Source organism: Pseudomonadota bacterium (genome assembly GCA_034189865.1).
Lineage (GTDB): Bacteria > Pseudomonadota > Gammaproteobacteria > UBA5335 > UBA5335 > JAXHTV01.
Map to the genome: position 1 here is coordinate 61,727 of JAXHTV010000001.1, position 20,849 is coordinate 82,575.

The following is a 20,849-nucleotide window of genomic DNA, read 5'->3' on the forward strand; positions in this document are numbered from 1 at the left end:
TTCCGGGAAATTGCAAGCAGGGTGGGGCTGGGTATCCGCAAGTAGGACACGCGGACACTCCGTATCGGCAGCATAGCTGAATCAAATACCGACGGCTTCCACCTGCCGTTCTATGTAGCTGACGCCCGGAAGCCGACAATCCAAAATCGCGCGGCGCAATATTTCGACGGCCTTGGGCCGGGGAAAGCTCCGCCGCCAGACCATGACCACGCGGCGACAAGGGACTTTCCCTCGAAACGGTCGAATGGCCAGCAAACTATCCCATTGCGGAGCGCTCAACGTCGATGTTTTTGGCAGAACCGTCACGCCCAACCCGCTGGCGACCATATGGCGAATGGTCTCCAGGCTACTGCCTTCTACCCCTCGCTGCATCGACCCGTTATCCCCGCGACCACACCCCGGACAGGCATCGAGCACCTGCTCTCGGAAGCAATGGCCTTCGCCCAGCAGTAACAAATTCTCACTCGCGAGCTCTCGCGCCGACACGGCGTCGCGGCGAATCCAGCGATGGCTGGAAGGTATGACCACCACGAAGGGCTCATCATAGAGCGGCGAAATTTCGATCTGGGGTTGGTCGAACGGCAAAGAAACAAGAATCACGTCCAATTCCCCTTGCTTCAACCGCTCGGCAAGCGTCCGCGTGTAGCTCTCTTCAATAACCAGTGGCATCTCAGGCGCGAGCCGGCCAAGACGAGGAATTAAATGAGGAAGCAGATACGGTCCGATGGTATAGATGGCGCCCACGCGAAGCGGACCCACCAGTTGATCTTTGCCCTGCTGCGCGATCTGCCTCACAACCGCGGCTTCTTCCAAAACCCGGCCGGCCTGTTCCACAATCCGCTCGCCGACGGGCGTCAGGCAGACTTCGTTACGTCCCCGTTCGAACAGGGCGACGCCCAGCTCTTCCTCCAGTTTACGCACGGCAACACTCAATGTCGGCTGGCTGACGAAGCAACTCTCCGCTGCGCGGCCGAAATGCCTTTCACGCGCGACGGCGACGATATATCTCAGTTCGGTAAGCGTCATCGACAACGTCCCTGTTCGGTCGGCACGACTGGCCGACCTCTGGGTCAAACGGCGGCGAATGTCTGTGTATGACTCAGGCACTCACCATGAACTTCGATGCCTCATCGCACCAAGCGATGGCATCGAAATAGCACTGCCGCACGTCCGCTGGAGACAGATCAAAGTAGCCTTCTGGTCTCCATGTGCCACGCTCTTGGTCTAATACGCAGGTCAGCAGCTCTCCGGCGGCACCGCCGCGATTCACTAAAGCCTCTGCGACTTCTTCGTTGAGTGGGAGCGAGTCCACGACATCCTTCATGGACATGTCCATCAAGGTGTCGAGTGTGGAAAACAACCCCATAGTAAAGAATTTTTCGACGGACTGCTCGCCCAGCATGTCCGCAAGGGCCTCGGCCATCTTGGCCCGGATCAACGCAATTCGCATCAACTCCGCAGGCTGGTCTTCCATTCGGGACAATATAATCAAGCTGACCCACACCTTGAGCGGCTTGAGTCCCAAGTAAATCACCGCTTCTCGGATCGATTCGAATTTGCGCACCAGGCCGAAAAACGCGGAATTGATATAACGTAGCAACTTGACGCTCAACACCACATCGTTGCGGATTATGTCTTCAAGACCTTTAACCGAAACGGCGGGATTCTCAACTTCCGCCAGCAACCGCAAGGTATGAACCCGGTTAACCGCCAGTTGCTTACCCGCGATCAGACTGGGCTTGGCGATAAAATATCCCTGAAAATAATCGAAACCCAGTTTGCGATAAAACTCGAAATCGGGCTTGCTCTCGATTTTTTGGGCTAACAACTTCACGTCGAAGTTGCGGAGTAAGGCCAATTGGTCGAGCACACCGGAACGGCCCAGCCTTTGAACATCCAGTTTGACGATATCGGCGTAGCGCAGCAGGGGGCGTAAGTGAGGCTGAAAAATGAAATCGTCCAGAGAAATGGTAAATCCTTGCTCGGAGAAACGTCGGACGGAGTCGATCACCTCTTCGTCGACACCCACTTCGTCGAGAATCTCAAGGCCGACACGCTGCTGGTCTAATGGCAATGGTATTCGACCGGTGACAAAGCTGCGGGTGAGATTAATAAAAACCGGACGGCTGCTGGCGATTCGGTCGAGACCGATTTCGATCATACTGTTGTTCAGCAACTGGGAAGTGGCTTCGTCTCCATCTTCGAACTCGGCCCAGTCGACCCGACTGGAACGGTAGAGCAACTCGTAGTACTGAACCTTAAGATCGCGATCAAAAATGGGTTGCCGTCCAATGTAAACGTCACGCATGTCCACGATAGACGGCGATACTCGGTCGCTATCACGCGCCTCGGCAGGAAGGCCCGGTGAAAATCCATCATGAACTGACACGTCCGTCACACTTGTTCCAACTCCCCGAGCCAATCCCGAGGCTTGAGATACTCATCGTACAATCGCGCCTCTGGGCTACCTTGTTCGGGCTGCCAGCCGTATCGCCAGCTGACAAGCGGAGGCAATGACATCAATATGGATTCAGTTCGCCCGCCGGATTGCAGGCCGAACAAAGTGCCGCGATCGTAGACCAAATTGAACTCCACATATCGACCTCGGCGGTATAGCTGAAATTCGCGTTCCCGGTCGCCAAAGGACATTGCACGCCGCCGGGCAGCAATCGGCTCATACGCTTGCCAGAAGGCATCTCCGACACGGCGGAGAAACGCAAAACAATGCTCGAATCCACCGTCATTCAAATCGTCGAAAAACAGCCCGCCGACACCGCGCGTTTCGTCGCGATGCCGTAAATAGAAATACTCATCGCACCACCGTTTGAATCGCGAATAAGCTTGCTCGTCAAACCCCGCACAAGCTTCTCGGGCCACCTGATGCCAATGAATCACATCTTCATGGAAGGGATAGTAGGGCGTCAGATCGAATCCGCCCCCGAACCACCATATGGGCGGTTGACCGGGTTTTTCAGCGACGAACAACCGCACATTGGCGTGAGTCGTCGGGACATACGGATTGCGCGGATGAAAAACAACCGAAACCCCCATGGCCTGGTAGCTGCGCCCCGCCAGCTCGGGACGCTGAGCAGTGGCTGAGGGCGGCAAGGCATCACCCATGACGTGGGAAAAATTCACCCCCGCCTGTTCCATCAAGCCGCCATCTCGCAGCACCCGTGTACGTCCCCCTCCGCCGCGGACTCGCTCCCATCGGTCTTCGTGAAAACGCGCGACCGCGTCGGCTTTCTCCACCGCATCGCAAAGGCGATCTTGAAGTTCGGTCAAATAGGCCCGAACGGCCAGCACATCGACAGAGCTATCAGGCATGACCCTTTCCCATCGCTGACGCTCCAGCGCGGAGAATCCGACCCGAAAGTGCGTGGCGAATCTCTGTTGGGCCAAGCAATCCGCCCGTCGGACCTGGAACGATATAGTCAATTTTATCGGCGAAATAACGCCGGACTTGATGAATAGAATGCGCAGCGGGGCGGCCACTGGGGTTGGCGCTGGTCGAAACCACGGCCATATCAGCTGCCAGGCACAAACGCGCTGCCTCGGGGTGGGCGGTCACGCGAACGGCAAGCTCGCCTGTACCGCCGGTAAGCAAAGGGGAAACACCTTCTGCCGCCGGCACCACCCAGGTGTAAGGGCCGGGCCAAAGCGCCGTCATTCGCGCCATGACCTCGGTGTCGATCGGCGCCAAATAAGGTCGTAACTGATCAACATAGGCCGCTAGGAGAATCAGCCCTTTACGCCAAGAGCGACCTTTCAGGGCAATAATTCGTTGGACCGCCGACTCATCGCCGGGGTCACACCCTAAGCCAAAGACGCCTTCGGTGGGATAAGCGATCACGCCGCCGGCACGCAGGATTCGACGGGCGTGGCGAAGATGCCAGGGAGTCACAAACGATGCCTCCGGCCAAAGCTCAGATTGGCACTAGGTGTTGGCGGACTCAGCTTCGGGGGGCGCCAACTCCGGCGCCGGCTCGGAAAAGCCACACTCTTTTTGCGGACACACTTTTTCGGTGCCGCGGCGCTTGGTCGTCTTGACGGTCAAAATGGGCCAACCACACTTTGGACAAGGTTCCGCCAAAGGTGGGTTCCAAACCGCATATTTGCATTTCGGGTATCGGTCACAGGAGTAGAACAACTTGCCGTAACGGGACTTGCGCTGAACCAACGACCCCTGCTTGCACTCCGGACACTGGACACCGGTCTCCTGTGGCTTTTCCAACGGTTCGATATAACGGCATTTCGGGTAACTCGTGCAACCGATAAATTTGCCGTATCGTCCCCGCCTGACCGCCAGGTCCGACCCGCATTCAGGACAGCTGCGCCCTTCCACTACTTCGCCCGGCGAATCATCCTCCGCCGACTCATCCAGACTGCGCGTGTAGTCACACTCGGGATAACCGCTGCAACCCACGAACCGACCACGCCGGCCCAGCCGAATGGTGAGCTGACGGCCGCATTTGGGGCACGGCTCCTCGAGCGCCTCAGTGGTCACTTCAGCCCGAGTGACATTCTCCTGCGTATCATCAACCCGCGATTTGAACGGCGCCCAAAAATCTTCCAGCACCGGAACCCAATCGCTTTCTCCGCGAGAGATCGCATCCAGCCGGTCTTCCAAACGGGCAGTGAATTGGTAATCGACATACTGCGTGAAGTACTGGGTCAGGAAACGATTGACGATTCGGCCAACATCCGTCGGCACGAAGCGCTTGCGATCCATCTCCACATACTCGCGATCCTGCAGCGTGGAAATGATGGTTGCATAGGTCGACGGCCGGCCGATCCCAAATTCCTCCAAGGCCCGCACCAGCGTGGCTTCTGAATAACGCGGCGGTGGCTCCGTGAAATGCTGTTGCGTCAGAACATCACGCAAATCCAGCACGTCGCCTTCTTTCATGTCCGGCAGCGTGCGCTCGGCATCATCGTCGGTCTTACCCACATCATCCCGGCCTTCCTGATAAACGGCCATAAACCCGGGGTTGACCAACGTTTGACCGGTGGCTCGAAATGCGTGCCCGGACCCCGGACTCAGCGTCACGGCCAGCGTATCGTAGGTGGCATGCACCATCTGGCTGGCAACGGTGCGTTTCCAAATCAGCTCATAGAGCTTGATTTGTTCCGCCGACAGGAACGCCGTTAAGGAAGCCGGGTCTCGTAGCACGGAGGTCGGCCGGATGGCTTCATGTGCTTCCTGTGCGTTCTTGGCGCGGGTCTTATACACCCTGGGTTTGCCAGGCATCTGGACCTCGCCGTAACGGTCAACGATCAGCGCGCGAATTTCCGCTATGGCGTCATTGGACAGCACCACCGAATCGGTTCGCATGTAGGTGATCAGACCCACCGTCTCACCACCGACATCAACCCCTTCGTAAAGCTGCTGTGCCACCCGCATGGTCCGCTTGGTGGTGAACCCGAGCTTACGTGCCGCTTCTTGCTGCAGCGTCGAGGTAATAAAAGGTGCCGTGGGGTTACGCCGACGTTGCTTTCGCTCGACCGACTCAACCCGTATGTGCCCTTGTGCGGCCTTCAGCAGCGCGTCGCGGACTTCTTGGGCACGCGCATCGTTGGTGATGGAGAACTGTTCGACTTTCTCGCCATCGAACTGCGTCAGCTTGGCATCAAAAGCCTGATCCTCTTTGGCGGCTTGAGCGGCCAATGTCCAATACTCTTGGGATTGAAATCGCTCGATTTCCTCTTCCCGCTCGACGATCAGACGTAACGCCGGGCTCTGCACACGTCCGGCCGACAGACCGCGCCGGATCTTCCGCCACAACAAGGGGGACAAATTGAATCCCACCAGGTAATCCAAGGCGCGGCGGGCTTGCTGCGCGTCCACCAAATCGCTGGAAAGCTCCCTGGGATTGGCCATGGCGTCAGTTACCGCACGCTGCGTGATTTCGTGAAACACCACGCGGTAGACAGGTTTGCCTTCCAACAAACCACGATCTTTCAGAAGTTCGTAGAGATGCCAAGAAATGGCCTCGCCTTCGCGATCGGGGTCAGTGGCCAGATAAAGCGAATCGGCCTTTTTCAGCGCTTTACAGATCGCTTCGATGTGTTTCTCGTTGCGATCGATCACCTGGTACTTCATCGTAAAACCATGCTCGGTATCGACCGCCCCTTCCTTCGGAACCAAGTCGCGAACATGCCCATACGACGCCAAAACATGGAAGTCGTTGCCGAGGTATTTGTTGATGGTTTTCGCCTTGGCGGGCGACTCTACGATGACAAGTTTGCTACTCATTACGGAAATTCAGTGGCCTTCAGGCAAATCAGCCAATACGGAATAATTTGGACGACAACAGCCGGCAACGTTGACCCTGGAAGGCTCCGCCGCGCAGTCGGATTCTAACAGCCTTCCTGCGACGGGAAACCCCTTCCCGGCGACCGAACAGGTCAATACGAACCCAACCTGTGGTTTGAATGAATCAAAAACGAATATAGATCTCAGAGCGTCTGCCCAGAGAGCGGATCGTGGCGATCCCTCTGGCGAATAGCGGATAAAGTCGCCAGCTTCTTTAATGACGAGGCCGTATCAGCCCCGCCCAACATCCGACGCGGAGGCCAAAATTAAGGCCTGCAGCCGAATAAGCGTAGCCTAACTCAATGAAACAAGCCGACGTTGCCGTTGAACATCAAGTCTTCCATCCAGGCGTAAGTGGCTTCCTGCCCTGGCATATTGAACAACACCATGAGGACCACCCATTTAACATGTTCGCTGTCGATTTCTTCGACATCTAACGCCATGATACGCTCGATCACGACTTCGCGATGACTGGGCGTGAGAATTCCGTTTTCACAGAGATACATGATGAATCCCCGCGACTCCGCGTCGATTCGGTCGATTTCCGGTTGAGCAAAAATACGGATCGCACGCTCAGTGCGTGGTGACGACTTTGCGAGATCGTCCCGATGATTGGCTAGGCCGTCCAACCAAGCCAGCGCTTTTTCGATTTCACCGTCGCGAAAACCTGCTGCCTCTAATTCGAGAATCAGGTCTTCTCGGTTCGGCTCCCAATCGCTTTCCTCATCCATATAGTTGTCGAACAGATAAATGAGGACATCGAGCACGTTTTCCGTCATATCAGCCCCTCTATCGGACCCGGCTATAACGACCGCCGGGCGCGGATTCCACTAGCCCTTCAAGCTCCAATATCAGCAGCATGGAGGAAAGCTTATCCGCCGTCAATCCGCTACGGGCAACCAACTCATCCAATCCCGTCGGGCTAAAATCGAGACAGGCGAGCAACTGACGATACTCCTCGTCCAGCCCATCTTCGGGAGATGCCGTTTCAGCTTCCGGCACAATCGAACCAACCCTTTGCAAGGCGTCCGGTGAGAGTAGGGGAGCGAGTTCTTCCAAAATGTCTCGAGCTGTTTCCACCAACTTGGCGCCATCGCGAATCAAGGCGTGACAACCACGCGCCAGGGGATTGTGGATCGAACCGGGAATGGCGAATACCTCACGCCCCTGCTCCATTGCCAAGCGGGCGGAAATAAGCGAACCGCTTTTCAATGCCGCCTCAACCACCAGCGTACCAATGGAAAGCCCGCTGATTATGCGGTTGCGCCGGGGAAAATTGCGAGCCGCCGGAGGCGTACCCGGGGGCAGTTCCGAGACCAACGCACCATCGTCCAACAAACGATGCGCCAAATCGCGGTGTCGAGCAGGATACACCGTGTCCAAGCCATTACCGCAGACCGCGACGGACAATCCACCGACGGACAAGGCGCCTTCGTGCGCGGCAGCGTCGATCCCGACCGCCAAACCGCTTACGACGGTTAATCCGTAACCCACCAGATGGGCGGAAAATTCATGGGCTGAACGCCGACCGGCCGACGTCGGATTACGGCTACCAACAATAGCCAGAGCCGGGACAGATAAGACATCCAAATCGCCCCGCACGAACAGCAACGGCGGGGGATCTGCAATCTGGGCGAGATGTTCAGGGTAGGCTGGCCGGCCGAGGAGCAGGATGTGGCAATCGCTCGCCTGCGCCCACCGCAGATCGGCCTCCACACTGCCCCAGTCGGGTGTTTTCAAATACTGGATGACCGCTTGCGGGGCACCAGCGTCGCGCCACGCGCTCTGACCGGCCCCGAGACAGGCTTGGCAACTTCCGAAGCAATCCAAAAGACGACGAAAGGTCGCCGGCCCCACTCCAGGGGCACGAATCAGCGCCAACGCGGCCGCCAGCTCATCCGTCGGCGTCGCTTGAATCAAGAAAAGTTCCTTACGTCGGGTCGGCGTTTTCCCTTACGGCATCCGCAGATAGTCATGTTCGTAGATGCTGCGGGTCGACCGCATCACCAGAGCATAACTGACTCGATCATAGGTGCGAAATACCATGACCTCTCCGGCCCTGAGATCAGGCAACTCGACATGCTTTCGCGTCAGCGGATCTTTCGCCGTGCCGCCGGGCTGGTACACCGCCAATACGTGGCCGTTCGCCAAGCCGTCCCGCGCACCCCGGTTAAGAGAGACGACCTGATACTGGCCGACTTGAGCAACGGCGTTGTACACCGCGATGATCTGCCCTTCGATGGGCTTTTCGGGCGAGCGGGGGACAAACCGCTGTTTCAACAAATCGTCCCGGATCGGCAGCAAGCGGTCGCGAATAAGAATTTCACGGGTGGTGCGCGTCGCCAGGGCCAAGGCCGGGTCGCCGCCCCGTTCGATCACCGCCGCGCCGACATCAATGGCTTCGAAACCCAGACTCTCCCCCGTCTCGGGATCCAGCAGCGGGTCACCAGGACGAACTACCTGGTAGCTGCTGGCCTGGGCATCCAAGTCCCCTCGCACATACATGCGATCCCCTGCGCCGAGCATGAGCTGCTCTTTCTCTAGCGGCCGCAACACGTAAGCGGCCCGCTCCAGTTCGTCCTCATCGACGACTCGCGGCTCGACCAAAAATGGCGCCACGTCGCTGTATGGAATGGTGGTAATGGCCTCGGCCAAAGATTCGCTGCGCACATCGGGCTGCAACCGGGCACTCGAAGTGGGCCGGACAACTAAACGGGGCTGACCGGCCGTGCGGTCATAGGTCAATTCGATGGTATCTCCCGGGTAGATCTCCAAAATGTTGCCGGGATAGATCAGATGAGGATTCTCGATTTGCGGGTTGACGTACCAGACCTCGGGCCACAACCAGGGGTCCCTCAAAAACAGCTCGGCGATATCCCATAGCGTGTCGCCCTTTCGGACAACATACGTCTCCGGGTGGGCCGGCGCCAAGACAATCTCTGGTGCCGTTGGAGCCGCGGTCTCGGCAGAACTTGAAATTCCGGCCGGTGCCTCCACTTTAGGAGGTGGCTCGGATACAGGGGCCGTTTTTCCGGCACATCCGCCGACAACCACGGCGACGCCTAACATGGAGAGTAAAGGCCACCGCTTCAGTGCATGATGACTGCGCTTCATTTTAGGTAGATTCCTGATCATATCGCGATAATTTGGAAACCATTTACCGACCCACGTGGTCCAAACAAAGGATGCTACGGTATACTGCCCGGACGACGACTCCGACTCGTCATCCGAATTGGCCGATCTGGACACGGCAGCAGTCGATTGACTGTCACGCTCAAGATGGTGGCCACCTCGCCCGATGACGTTGTTGTAGCAGTAATAGCGACCCAACTCGACTCAACTTTACGACCCGACTATGGCTGTACTCGACATCTTGCATTTTCCGGACCCACGCCTACGCGAAAAAGCGAAGGCCGTCGCTGAAGTCGATGAGCGCATCCGGCAACTGGTAAGTGACATGCTGGAAACCATGTATGACGCCTCAGGTGTCGGGCTGGCCGCCATTCAGGTTAACGTCCGCGAACGGGTCATTGTGGCCGACGTCTCGGACAACCGGGATGAGCCTTTGCACTTCATTAATCCCGAAATTGTCTGGCAGGAGGGTGGCAAGGAGAGCGACGAAGGCTGCCTGTCGGTCCCAGGCATTTACGAACCGGTCCGACGCGCTGAGAAGATCCGCGTCAAAGCCCTGAACACCGAAGGCGAATCGTTCGAACTCGAGGCTGATGGACTGCTGTCCGTTTGCATACAACACGAAATCGATCATTTGAACGGCAAGTTGTTTGTCGATTACTTATCGGAACTCAAGCGGCAGCGAATTCGCAAGCGCCTAGCGAAAGCGCAGCGTCAACAACCGGGCTCGCCCGAGGCTGCAAGAATCTGAGTCCTCCGGGAACCAAGCGCCGGCGGCCTGAATACTTCGCTATCACAAATCAACCACCCCGCCCCGATTAATCAGACCGAGGATCATGGCCGCATCCCCGCTACGCATTGTCTTTTGCGGAACTCCCGAGTTCGCCGTTCCGTGCCTGGATATGCTGGCCGCGTCCCGACACCAGGTCGCTGCGGTCTACACCCAGCCCGACCGGCCCGCCGGCCGCGGCCGCAAACTCACGGCCAGCCCGGTCAAAGCGCGGGCACTCGCGCTGGGGATTCCCGTTCGCCAACCCAAGACCCTTCGAACTGAAGACGTTCAGATGGAACTGGCCGGCTGGAACGCCGATTTGATGGTGGTGGTAGCCTATGGACTGATCCTGCCACCGGCCGTTTTGGCCCTGCCCACGTCGGGTTGCATCAACGTTCACGCCTCGTTGTTGCCCCGCTGGCGCGGTGCGGCACCTATTCAACGTGCTATTTTGGCCGGCGATTCGACGACTGGCATCACCATTATGCAAATGGATGCCGGACTGGATACCGGCCCCATGCTGCTCCGCAAGACCTGCCGTATCGCCCCTGAAGAAACCGGTGGCAGCCTCCATGATCGCCTGGCCACACTCGGAGCCAGTGCCCTGATGGAAGCGTTAGAGGGTGTTGTCACCGGCAACTTACACCCTCAGCCGCAGCCTGCGGACGGCATCAGTTACGCCGCGAAGCTCGATAAGTCAGAAGCCCGAATTCAATGGAACCATTCAGCGATCGCGATCGAACGTCAGGTCCGCGCGTTCAACCCCTGGCCTGTGGCACAAACCGTGCTTGAGGGCGAAACGCTTCGGGTATGGAAAGCACGCGCTTTGGAACCAGACGACAGCATCGACCGTGAGCTCACGCCGGGGACGGTGGTTGAAGCAAGCCGTGGCGGCATCAAAGTCGCGACCGGCCAAGGCGTGCTTGAATTGCTGACGGTGCAGTTACCCGGCGGAAGACAAATTTCCGCCCAAGACTTGATCAACAGCCGTGACCTGTCCGCATGCCGACTCGGCGAGACGGGATGAGCACGCGCGCCAATCCGAAGGGCACCTTGAGCGGACGCGCCGCAGCGGCCGGCATTCTGACCCAAGTGCTGATCTCGGGTCAGTCGCTATCGGCGGCATTGACCACAGGACTGCCCCGCGCCGCTCCGGATCAACGAAGCTTCGCCCAAGCGCTTTGCTACGGCGTACTCCGACACCATGAACGCATGGCGGCATTGGCCGAACGCCTGTTGAAACGCCCCCTCAAAAGCCGCGATCAAGACATCCACGCACTGATATTGATCGGGCTGTATCAGCTGATCGACGCCGGCACACCAGCCCACGCGGCCGTGGCGGAAACGGTCTCGGCCACGCGCGAACTCAATAAAGCCTGGGCCGGCGGGCTGGTCAACGCGATACTACGCGCATTCCAACGACAGTCGACTGAACTATTACGCCAGGTGGATCAAACCGACCATGTTCGCTTCTCCCACCCACGATGGCTGCTGGAACGTATTCGGCAGGCGTGGCCGGACGACTGGGAATTAATTGTCACGGCGAACAATCAACATCCACCCATGACTTTGCGGGTCAACCGCCAACGGATCGAGCGCGAATCTTACCTTGAGCGCCTGGCGGCTGCCGATATTCTGGCCGTGGCCACTACCCACAGCGACACAGGGATCCGCTTGGCCGGCCCGGTTGCGGTTGATCGCCTGCCGGGCTTCGCCGACGGTTTGGTTTCCGTCCAGGACGAAGCCGCCCAACTGGCCGCCATGGTACTCGACCCGAGCGCGCAGAACCGCGTGCTGGATGCCTGTGCCGCGCCCGGCGGCAAAACCGGGCATCTGCTGGAGCGTACCCCGGAAGCAGACGTACTGGCGATCGATATCGACGGCCAGCGTATGCAACGGGTCGAGGAGAATCTGAGCCGCCTTCACCTACGGGCCGAAACCTTGGTCGCCGATCTGACCGAAGCTCAGCAATGGCCTAAACAGAGCCCTTTCGATCGGATTTTGCTCGATGCGCCCTGTTCTGCCACGGGCGTAATTCGGCGACATCCGGATATCAAGTACTTGCGTCGCCCGGAAGACATCACGGCTTTGGTGGCGCGGCAAAGTCGGCTGCTGGATCTGGCATGGCGTCATCTCGCTCCGGGCGGTCGATTACTGTACGCCACCTGCTCGATTCTGCCGGATGAAAATGAGCGGTGCATCACCGATTTTCTGACCCGACACCACGAGGCCAAGGCACTGGAGCTCCCGACCACGTGGGGACGACCGGCATCCATCGGGCGCCAGATTCTTCCCGGACAGGATGACATGGATGGGTTCTACTATGCGTTGCTGGCCAAGCCTTAGGCTGAGCTACCAGACGGAGTCCGACTTCGGTCACAGATCCTCGAATGGACGACCAACTTGATTCCCACCGCACAAAGCCGTAATTTGCGACGGTCATGAAGATCATCATCCTGGGTGCCGGGCGGGTCGGATCTTCGCTGGCCCAGCATTTGGCCAGCGAAGCCAACGACATCACGGTCGTCGATCTCAACGAATCCCTACTCCAGGAGCTGCAGGCCCGGCTCGATATCCGTACGGTGAGGGGTCACGCCTCTCACCCGGACGTGCTCGCGCGCGCCGGTTGCGATGATGCCGACATGGTCATCGCCGTCACCGAAAGTGACGAGGTCAATATGATCGCATGCCAGGCTGCCTATACCCTGTTTCACACGCCGACCAAAATCGCACGAGTACGCTCCAACGAGTACCTTCGGCACGAGCGCCTGTTCGTCCAGGACGCCCTGCCGGTGGATATGCTGATCAGCCCCGAACAGCTGGTGACCGATCACATCCGTCGGCTGATTGAGTACCCGGGCGCGCTGCAGGTGCTGGATTTCGCAGGTGGGCGTGTTCAGCTGGTGGGTGTTCGAGCCTATTATGGCGGTGCGCTGGTGGGCAAAGAGCTGCGGACCCTGCGCGAGCACATGCCCGGCGTGGAGACACGCGTGGCAGCGATTTACCGTCGCGGCCAAGCCATTCTCCCGGAAGGCGAAACCGTCATTGAAGTGGATGACGAGGTGTTTTTCATCGCCGCCCGCAAGCACATCAATTCCGTCATCAAGGAACTTCGGCGGCTCGATAAACGAGTCAAAAGACTGATCCTGGCAGGCGGCGGTAACATCGGCGTTCGCTTGGCCAAATCGCTGGAGCACAAATGCCAGGTCAAGATCATCGAGCGGGATCCGCGCCGGGCCAACGACATTTCCGAGATACTGGACCGCAGTATTGTCTTGCTGGGCGATGCCGCCGACCATAATCTACTCATGGAAGAGTCCATTGACGCGGCGGATGCCTTTTGCGCCGTGACCAATGACGACGAAGCCAACATCCTTTCGGCCATGCTAGCCAAGCGCTTGGGTGCCCGAAAAGTGATGTCTCTCATTAACCGTGCGTCTTATGTGGATCTGGTGCAAGGCAGCGTGATCGATGTCGCCATTTCGCCACAACAAGCCACTTTGGGGGCCTTGCTCGCGCATGTCCGCAGGGGGGATGTCGTCGCGGTTCATTCATTGCGTCGCGGCGCCGCGGAAGCCATTGAAGCGGTCGCTCACGGCAACCCCAAATCATCCAAAGTTGTCGGCAAAGCCATCGAGCAGATCCCGCTGCCGCCGGGCGCAACAATCGGTGCTATTGTTCGGGGTGATGAAGCGCTCATGGCTCACCACGATACGATTATCGAGGCTGGCGATCACGTCATACTGTTCGTTGTGAACAAGCAGCACATCACCGATGTGGAAAAACTGTTCCAGGTCAGCGTCACGTTCGTTTGAGCCGACGGCCATAAACCAGGTTTAGAACACCATGCAGATCTTCGTTGTCCAGCGTATCGTCGGGCTACTGTCGATGATCTTCAGCCTCACCATGCTTCCGCCGATCTTGGTCTCGCTGTTTTATCGAGATGGCGCCACGATCAGTTTCATCGCGGGCTTTTTGGTGACCCTCATCGGCGGAATGAGCTTGTGGTTCCCCGTGCGCCGGGAAAGCCGCGATTTACGTTTGCGGGACGGCTTCATCGTGGTGGTGTCGTTCTGGGCCGGACTTGGGCTTCTGGGTAGCGTGCCACTGATGTTCGGGAGCGGCGCCGATCTGGGCGTAACCGATGCGGTTTTCGAATCGGTCTCAGGACTCACAACCACCGGCGCAACGGTCATCGTCGGTCTGGATACGCTCCCACCGTCGATACTGTATTACCGACAACAACTGCAATGGCTAGGCGGCATGGGAATTATTGTGCTGGCCGTGGCCATTTTACCCATGCTAGGCGTCGGCGGAATGCAGCTCTACCGCGCGGAAACACCGGGGCCTATCAAGGACAGCAAACTCACCCCACGCATCACACAAACGGCAAAGGCCCTCTGGTATATATACCTTGGCCTGACGGTGCTCTGCGGCTTGGCCTACTGGGCCGCCGGCATGACCCCGTTCGATGCCTTGGGTCATGCATTTTCCACCGTGGCCATCGGCGGCTTTTCGACCCATGACGCCAGCCTTGGTTTTTTCGACAATCCGCTGATCCCACTGATTGCGATTGTTTTTATGCTCATATCCGGTGTCAATTTCGCCCTGCACTTCATGGCTTTTCGTCATGCCAGCCTGACCCCATACCGCGCCGACTATGAGTTTCGGATGTACATCGCCGGCATGGCGGTACTGTCAGTCGCTACCTGCGGTTACCTTTGGCTTGCTCACACCTTCGAGGACATGGGTGAAGTCATGCTGGCCGGGATTTTCCATGCCGTTTCCATCGGCACGACCACGGGTTTTACCACCGCCTCTTTCCACACTTGGCCGGGCTTTCTGCCCGTGCTGCTGCTGTTTGCCAGCTTTGTGGGCGGCTGCGCCGGCTCCACCGGCGGTGGGATCAAAGTGATTCGTTTCTTGCTGTTGCTGAAGCAAGGATTTCGGGAAATCAACCGCTTAATCCATCCCAACGCCCAACTACCGGTCAAAATCGGTTCTCGCGTCGTGACGCCCCGCGTTATCGAAGCAGTCTATGGTTTTTTCTCCGCGTACATCATCGTCTTCGCCGCCATGCTGTTGTTTCTTATGGCAACCGGTCTCGACCAAATCACGGCATTTTCGGCGGTCGCCGCCTGCCTCAACAACTTGGGCCCAGGCTTGGGTCAAGTCGCTGCGCACTACGGAGAAATCAACGACCTGTCCAAGTGGGTGTTGGTCATCGCCATGATTCTGGGACGTTTGGAAATTTTCACCTTGCTGGTGATCATTACACCCATGTTCTGGCAACGCTAGGAGTGCACGCCGGTGGGACTTGCTGAAAACTTCGAGCGACTTCTCGCCCAAGGGGAAGACAACAAACTCATCCGATTCAGTCTAGGACAGCATTATCTCCGGATGCAGGAATATGCCGTCGCGTGCGAACATTTACGCCGTTGCCTCACCTTCGATGCCGACTATTCGGCCGCCTGGAAGCTGTACGCCCAGGCATTGGCCGCAGACGGTCAAAGCGAAGCCGCCGTCTCAGCCTACCAACAGGGAATTGACGTGGCGGAGCGCAATGGTGATCAACAAGCGGCGAAGGAAATGCGGGTGTTTCTGAAGCGAATCACATCACCCCGTTAACCTCGGTATAACCGTTGGGATGCTCCGAAAGGCCCTCAGAGAGCGGCGCGGCCAGCCGATAGCTCATTGGGCGAACCAGCGATCTGCAGCCAAAATCACAAGGCCTTTGCTTCTGTACGCATGGCAAGCGCTGCGGTAAGCTTGGCGCCCGCGCCAACCACGCTTCCATGTTTGGATTGACCGTTTATGTCTGTCTACACGACCATCGACCGCGCTGATCTGGAATTGTTTCTCCAGCACTACGCCGTCGGAGAACTCGTCCGCTACGAAGGCATCACCGCCGGGATCGAAAACACCAACTACTTCGTCACCACCACAGAGGGCGAGTGGGTGCTGACCATTTTCGAGACACTCACGGAAGCCGAGCTGCCGTTTTGCCTCAACCTCATGGCACATCTGGCCAACCGTGGAATTCCCTCGCCCGCGCCCGTGGAAACAGACACCGGCCAATTCTTGCTCAAACTGAAAAAGAAACCGGCGGCGTTGGTTCAACGTCTATCCGGACGCAGCGTCAAACGTCCCGAACTAGTCCACTGCGCCGCACTGGGCACTGTCCTCGGCAAACTACACCAAGCGGGCACAGACTATCGCGAACATCGCCCGAATAGCCGCGGCCCCCACTGGTGGCGCGAAACCGCCGCCAAGGTGTTGCCGCTTTTAGCGGATGAAGATGCCCGCTTGCTGCGGGATGAACTGAGCTACCAGGGGGCGCGCCGGCACCTCAACCTCCCCCGCGGCGTCATCCACGGTGATCTGTTCCACGACAATGCATTGTTTACCGGGGATCGGCTCTCGGGCGTGATCGATTTTTACTACGCCTGTAATGACGTTCTGCTGTTCGACATCGCCACTGCGGTCAACGACTGGTGTGTCGAGAAAGATGGCAGTCTCGATGAGGCGCGCGTCGGTGCGGTCCTGAGTGCCTACGCGCGGGAGCGAATGTTTACCGATGCCGAACGCAATGCCTGGGTACCGCTGTTGCGTGCCGGTGCGTTGCGATTCTGGTTGTCACGGCTACACGACATGCACTTCCCTCGACCCGGCGAACTGACCCACACCAAAGATCCGGACATCTTCAAAAACATACTCCGGCAGCGGATCGACCACCCCCCCAAATTCCCCGATTTGAATTGAGAATACTCGCCTGCTTCGCGATACCCTCGCGCACCCGGCGTTACAGTTTCAGCTCGGTGCTGCCCGCTTTTTCTTGCGGCGACGCCGGGGATAGATAGCAGGCTCACCGGGCGGACGGCGTCGAAAGCGACGATAGGTCCATAAGTACTGATCGGGAATTTCTCGGATACAGGCTTCCACATCGCGATTCAAAGCCGCCGTAGCAGTCGACACATCGACATCGCTGATGACAGGGGAACCCAGACGAAAGTGAAGATCGAAACCGCGACCGCCGGGTAAGCGTGCAGCATAGGCCAGAATCACCTGGGCACCACTTTTGTTGGCCAATTTGGACAGCAAGACCGGGGAATGCGCGGAAACCCCGAAGAAATCGACGAAGACGCCACCGGCCCCGGGATCCTGATCAGGCAATATGCCGATCAACTCGTCACGCTTCAGCGCCGCGGACAAGGCCCGCACGCCGCGTCGATCGGCCGGCACCAACGTCGCGCCCATGCGCTCCCGGCTATCGAGAATCACCTGATCCACCGCTCCGGCCTGGGGGCGATACATCGCCGTCAAAGGATAGCGGCTCGAGAGATAGTAGTTCACCATCTCCCAACAACCCAGATGGGGCGCGGCAATGATCACGCCACGTCCCCCAGCGAGCGCCTGTTGAATGTGCGTCTCGCCGTGAACCTCGCGAACGGACTTCAGCACCTGCTCAGGAGACCCCAGCCAGACCCGTCCCGACTCCATCACGAGGCAACCCAACTGCATCATGGCTCGACGCCACAAACGATTGCGGTCTGCCTCGCTCATGTGCGGAAAACACAATCGGAGATTGGTGAGCGCCGAGACTCGGGCTCGGCTCGGAACCCAAGACAGGAGCCAACCCAATGTCCGACCGATGCAGTGGCTGACGGGCAACGGGACGTGAGAAAGGAGACGAAGAAGTTGAACCGAAACGGGCGTCCTGCTCAAGCAATTTCCTATTTATTGTGATCTGCACTCGGTAATGTATTGTAGCCGGCCACGGGGTCGAAAAGGATAATCGCGACCGCCCCGACCGCCTGTCAAATACATGAAGAGATTTTCGAATAATCGCATATAATACGCCGTCACTTTCCTGCCAGCCGTCTAAACGGACACCACCCGTGATCGAAAAACTCCGAAACGTCGCCATCATCGCCCACGTCGACCATGGTAAAACCACACTGGTCGACCGCCTACTTCAGCAATCCGGCACCTTAGATTCCCGGGCGACTCCAGTCGAACGGATGATGGACTCCAACGAGCTCGAGCGGGAGCGGGGTATCACCATTCTGGCCAAGAACACGGCCATCCGCTGGAAGGATTACCGCATCAACATCGTGGACACACCCGGCCACGCCGACTTCGGCGGAGAAGTCGAACGGGTCCTTTCCATGGTGGATTCGGTGCTGTTGTTGGTTGACGCGGTCGACGGCCCCATGCCCCAGACCCGCTTTGTTACCCAAAAGGCGTTTGCCCTCGGGTTGAAACCCATCGTGGTCATTAACAAGGTCGATCGACCCGGCGCACGGCCGGATTGGGTCCTGGACCAAACCTTCGACCTCTTCGACCGCTTGGGTGCCACGGACGAACAACTCGACTTCCCGGTCATTTACGCCTCGGCACTACACGGCTTCGCGGGCCTGAGCCCCGACGTCACCGAAGGCGACATGGAACCGCTGTTTGAATTGATTGTCGATCGCGTGCCGCCGCCGGAGGTCGATCCCGAGGGGCCATTCCAGATGCAAATCAGCAGCCTGGACTATAGCAGCTATGTGGGCGTCATCGGCATCGGCCGGATTACCCGCGGCAAGATCAAAAGCAACACCGCCATCACCGTGATAGATCGTGAAGGCGCCCAGCGACCGGGCCGGATATTGCAAATTTTCGGTTTCCTAGGACTCGAGCGGGTCGAAGTCCCCGAGGCCAGCGCCGGCGATATCGTCGCCATTACCGGCATCGAAGGCTTGGGTATTTCCGATACCTTGTGCGCGCAAGCACACGTGGAAGCGCTGCCCGCCCTGAGCGTCGATGAACCGACCGTGAGTATGGCCTTCCATGTCAACGACTCACCCTTCGCCGGACGGGATGGCAAATACTTGACCAGCCGGCAATTGCGCGAGCGTCTGCAGCGCGAAACCATACACAACGTGGCTTTGCGGGTTCAAGACACGGATGATCCGGATACGTTTCGGGTCTCGGGGCGCGGCGAGCTTCACCTCTCCGTGCTAATTGAAACCATGCGCCGCGAAGGTTATGAGTTAGCGGTCTCGCGGGCCATCGTGATCCAAAAGCCCATCGACGGCGAGCTGTGCGAACCATACGAACAACTCACCGTCGACGTCGAAGAGCGGCACCAGGGCACAGTCATGGAAAAACTCGGCGAACGCCGGGGCGATCTGCAGGATATGATCCCGGACGGACATGGCCGCGTTCGCTTGGATTACATCATCCCCGCCCGGGGTCTGATCGGTTTTCATACGGAGTTTCTAACCGCCACCTCCGGTACCGGCTTGCTCTATCACGTATTCGATCATTGGGGGCCGGCACAAAAAACCCGCATCGGCCAGCGACAGAACGGCGTATTAATCTCCAACGGACAAGGGGCGGCCGTTGGTTATGCCCTATCTGCGCTCCAGGAACGAGGACGTCTGATGGTCGGGCCGGGCGACGAGATATACGAAGGGATGATCGTCGGCCTGCACTCCCGCGACAACGACTTGGTCGTGAACCCGCTCAAGGCCAAGCAATTGACGAATGTTCGCGCCTCGGGCAAAGACGACAGTTTGGACTTGTCGCCCCCATGGCGGCTGACACTGGAGCAAGCGCTGGAGTTCATCGATGACGACGAACTGGTCGAGGTCACTCCCAGCCATATTCGCTTGCGCAAAAAACACTTGAAAGAGAACGATCGGAAACGGGCCAGCCGCACAAACGCCTGAGGCAAATAAAAAAAACCCCGGGTGATTCATTCACCCGGGGCCGCGTTAGCCATAATGGCTGGAGGTGTTTGAGTCCTCGTGTGCACTTCAGAGCTGAAAGTACGCTTCCCTCCGGCTTCCTGCCTCACCTGGCGTTACAGAACATCCTTGCTCCACCAGACTCGCAGCCCTGACATGGTTTCCTTTCCTGGATGAGGCCAGTGACGACCTCAACACGGCATTCCTTCGCCGCATGTCCCGCACTCGTCCTGTGTATCTATCCATGAATGTTTTGGCATCCTGCCAATTCATCCTTGCTCGCAAGTTCCCTCTTGCGTTGCGACTTCCATGCCGCGTTATGCTTGGGACGCTTGTCATATTGCCCGAGCCGCAGGGGACGAACAGTCGGCGAAGACAGATAAATACTGTAAGCATATTCGGACATCGCTGTGGGCACGGCACCGCCCACCATCACGACAACAAGGCGACTTCATGATCGGACTCATACAACGCGTAAGCTCCGCCCGGGTCGACATCGACGCATCGACGGCGGCTGCGATCGCACACGGCATCGTCGCCTTCATCGGCGTCGAACGGGGTGATACGGCCCAACGTGCGGACGGACTGCTCCACCGAATAGTGAACTATCGGATCTTCCCGGATAGCCGCGACCGCATGAACCTCAGCCTACTCGATATTCGCGGCGACTTGCTGCTGGTGCCGAATTTCACCCTCCCGGCCGATACGCGAAAAGGCAATCGACCCAGCTTTACGCCGGCGGCCCCGCCGGAGTCGGCCGAGCAGCTCTTCAGTTACCTGTGCGCCCAGGCACAAGGGTCACTTGAACAGGTGGGCTGTGGACGCTTCGGTGCCGACATGCAAGTCACCCTGACCAACGACGGCCCGGTGACGTTCTGGCTGACAAGCTAAAACC

At 58.3% G+C, this 20,849-nt stretch carries 18 protein-coding genes; 9 read left to right on the top strand and 9 right to left on the bottom strand.

Annotated elements, in window-relative coordinates; all coding sequences use genetic code 11:
* Positions 1 to 81 precede the first annotated feature (81 nt).
* The 8 genes from SVU69_00315 to SVU69_00350 all read right to left on the bottom strand — a co-directional run bounded on the left by SVU69_00315 (position 82) and on the right by SVU69_00350 (position 9,430).
* Positions 82 to 1,026, bottom strand: coding sequence for a LysR substrate-binding domain-containing protein (locus SVU69_00315; GenBank protein MDY6941436.1), 945 nt, complete (start codon positions 1,024 to 1,026; stop codon positions 82 to 84).
* Positions 1,027 to 1,099: 73 nt separating this feature from the next.
* On the bottom strand, positions 1,100 to 2,398 hold the full coding sequence (locus SVU69_00320) for an HDOD domain-containing protein (GenBank protein ID MDY6941437.1): 1,299 nt from the start codon (positions 2,396 to 2,398) through the stop codon (positions 1,100 to 1,102).
* Positions 2,395 to 3,327, bottom strand: coding sequence for an oxygen-dependent coproporphyrinogen oxidase (gene hemF, locus SVU69_00325; GenBank protein ID MDY6941438.1), 933 nt, complete (start codon positions 3,325 to 3,327; stop codon positions 2,395 to 2,397). Before hemF ends, SVU69_00320 begins: the two co-directional genes overlap by 4 nt.
* Positions 3,320 to 3,904, bottom strand: coding sequence for a Sua5/YciO/YrdC/YwlC family protein (locus tag SVU69_00330; GenBank protein MDY6941439.1), 585 nt, complete (start codon positions 3,902 to 3,904; stop codon positions 3,320 to 3,322). The genes hemF and SVU69_00330 overlap by 8 nt, the downstream gene beginning before the upstream one ends.
* A gap of 33 nt (positions 3,905 to 3,937) precedes the next feature.
* A complete protein-coding gene (gene topA / locus SVU69_00335) occupies positions 3,938 to 6,256 on the bottom strand; it encodes a type I DNA topoisomerase (GenBank protein ID MDY6941440.1) in 2,319 nt (772 codons plus the stop codon).
* Between the two features lie 359 nt (positions 6,257 to 6,615).
* The gene (locus SVU69_00340; protein ID MDY6941441.1) at positions 6,616 to 7,095 is read right to left on the bottom strand and encodes a DUF494 domain-containing protein; all 480 of its coding nucleotides are present in this window, start codon (positions 7,093 to 7,095) and stop codon (positions 6,616 to 6,618) included.
* Positions 7,096 to 7,105: 10 nt separating this feature from the next.
* Positions 7,106 to 8,236 carry a DNA-processing protein DprA gene (gene dprA, locus SVU69_00345; GenBank protein MDY6941442.1) on the bottom strand — a complete coding sequence of 377 codons (1,131 nt, stop codon included), beginning with the start codon at positions 8,234 to 8,236 and terminating at the stop codon, positions 7,106 to 7,108.
* A gap of 33 nt (positions 8,237 to 8,269) precedes the next feature.
* The gene (locus SVU69_00350; protein MDY6941443.1) at positions 8,270 to 9,430 is read right to left on the bottom strand and encodes a LysM peptidoglycan-binding domain-containing protein; all 1,161 of its coding nucleotides are present in this window, start codon (positions 9,428 to 9,430) and stop codon (positions 8,270 to 8,272) included.
* Between the two features lie 241 nt (positions 9,431 to 9,671).
* Here SVU69_00350 and def point away from each other — a divergent pair, with 241 nt between their 5' ends.
* From def to SVU69_00385, 7 genes are all read left to right on the top strand, one after another.
* A complete protein-coding gene (gene def, locus SVU69_00355) occupies positions 9,672 to 10,199 on the top strand; it encodes a peptide deformylase (GenBank protein ID MDY6941444.1) in 528 nt (175 codons plus the stop codon).
* Positions 10,200 to 10,284: 85 nt separating this feature from the next.
* A complete protein-coding gene (gene fmt / locus SVU69_00360) occupies positions 10,285 to 11,247 on the top strand; it encodes a methionyl-tRNA formyltransferase (protein MDY6941445.1) in 963 nt (320 codons plus the stop codon).
* Positions 11,244 to 12,566 (top strand): 16S rRNA (cytosine(967)-C(5))-methyltransferase RsmB, encoded by a 1,323-nt coding sequence (gene rsmB / locus SVU69_00365; GenBank protein MDY6941446.1) that lies wholly within the window; start codon positions 11,244 to 11,246, stop codon positions 12,564 to 12,566. Before fmt ends, rsmB begins: the two co-directional genes overlap by 4 nt.
* A gap of 95 nt (positions 12,567 to 12,661) precedes the next feature.
* Complete coding sequence (trkA, locus tag SVU69_00370) at positions 12,662 to 14,035, top strand: Trk system potassium transporter TrkA (protein ID MDY6941447.1); 1,374 nt, start codon at positions 12,662 to 12,664, stop codon at positions 14,033 to 14,035.
* 31 nt (positions 14,036 to 14,066) lie between these two features.
* A complete protein-coding gene (locus tag SVU69_00375; GenBank protein ID MDY6941448.1) occupies positions 14,067 to 15,518 on the top strand; it encodes a TrkH family potassium uptake protein in 1,452 nt (483 codons plus the stop codon).
* A gap of 12 nt (positions 15,519 to 15,530) precedes the next feature.
* Positions 15,531 to 15,848, top strand: coding sequence for a hypothetical protein (locus SVU69_00380; GenBank protein ID MDY6941449.1), 318 nt, complete (start codon positions 15,531 to 15,533; stop codon positions 15,846 to 15,848).
* Between the two features lie 186 nt (positions 15,849 to 16,034).
* Positions 16,035 to 16,982 (top strand): homoserine kinase, encoded by a 948-nt coding sequence (locus SVU69_00385; protein MDY6941450.1) that lies wholly within the window; start codon positions 16,035 to 16,037, stop codon positions 16,980 to 16,982.
* 48 nt (positions 16,983 to 17,030) lie between these two features.
* Here the strand turns inward: SVU69_00385 and SVU69_00390 are convergent, their stop codons facing one another.
* Positions 17,031 to 17,945, bottom strand: coding sequence for a lysophospholipid acyltransferase family protein (locus SVU69_00390; protein ID MDY6941451.1), 915 nt, complete (start codon positions 17,943 to 17,945; stop codon positions 17,031 to 17,033).
* A 173-nt stretch (positions 17,946 to 18,118) separates the two neighbouring features.
* Here SVU69_00390 and typA point away from each other — a divergent pair, with 173 nt between their 5' ends.
* Positions 18,119 to 19,936: a translational GTPase TypA gene (gene typA / locus SVU69_00395; protein ID MDY6941452.1), complete on the top strand. Its 1,818-nt coding sequence runs from the start codon at positions 18,119 to 18,121 to the stop codon at positions 19,934 to 19,936.
* Between the two features lie 471 nt (positions 19,937 to 20,407).
* A complete protein-coding gene (gene dtd / locus SVU69_00400; protein MDY6941453.1) occupies positions 20,408 to 20,845 on the top strand; it encodes a D-aminoacyl-tRNA deacylase in 438 nt (145 codons plus the stop codon).
* Positions 20,846 to 20,849: the final 4 nt, after the last annotated feature.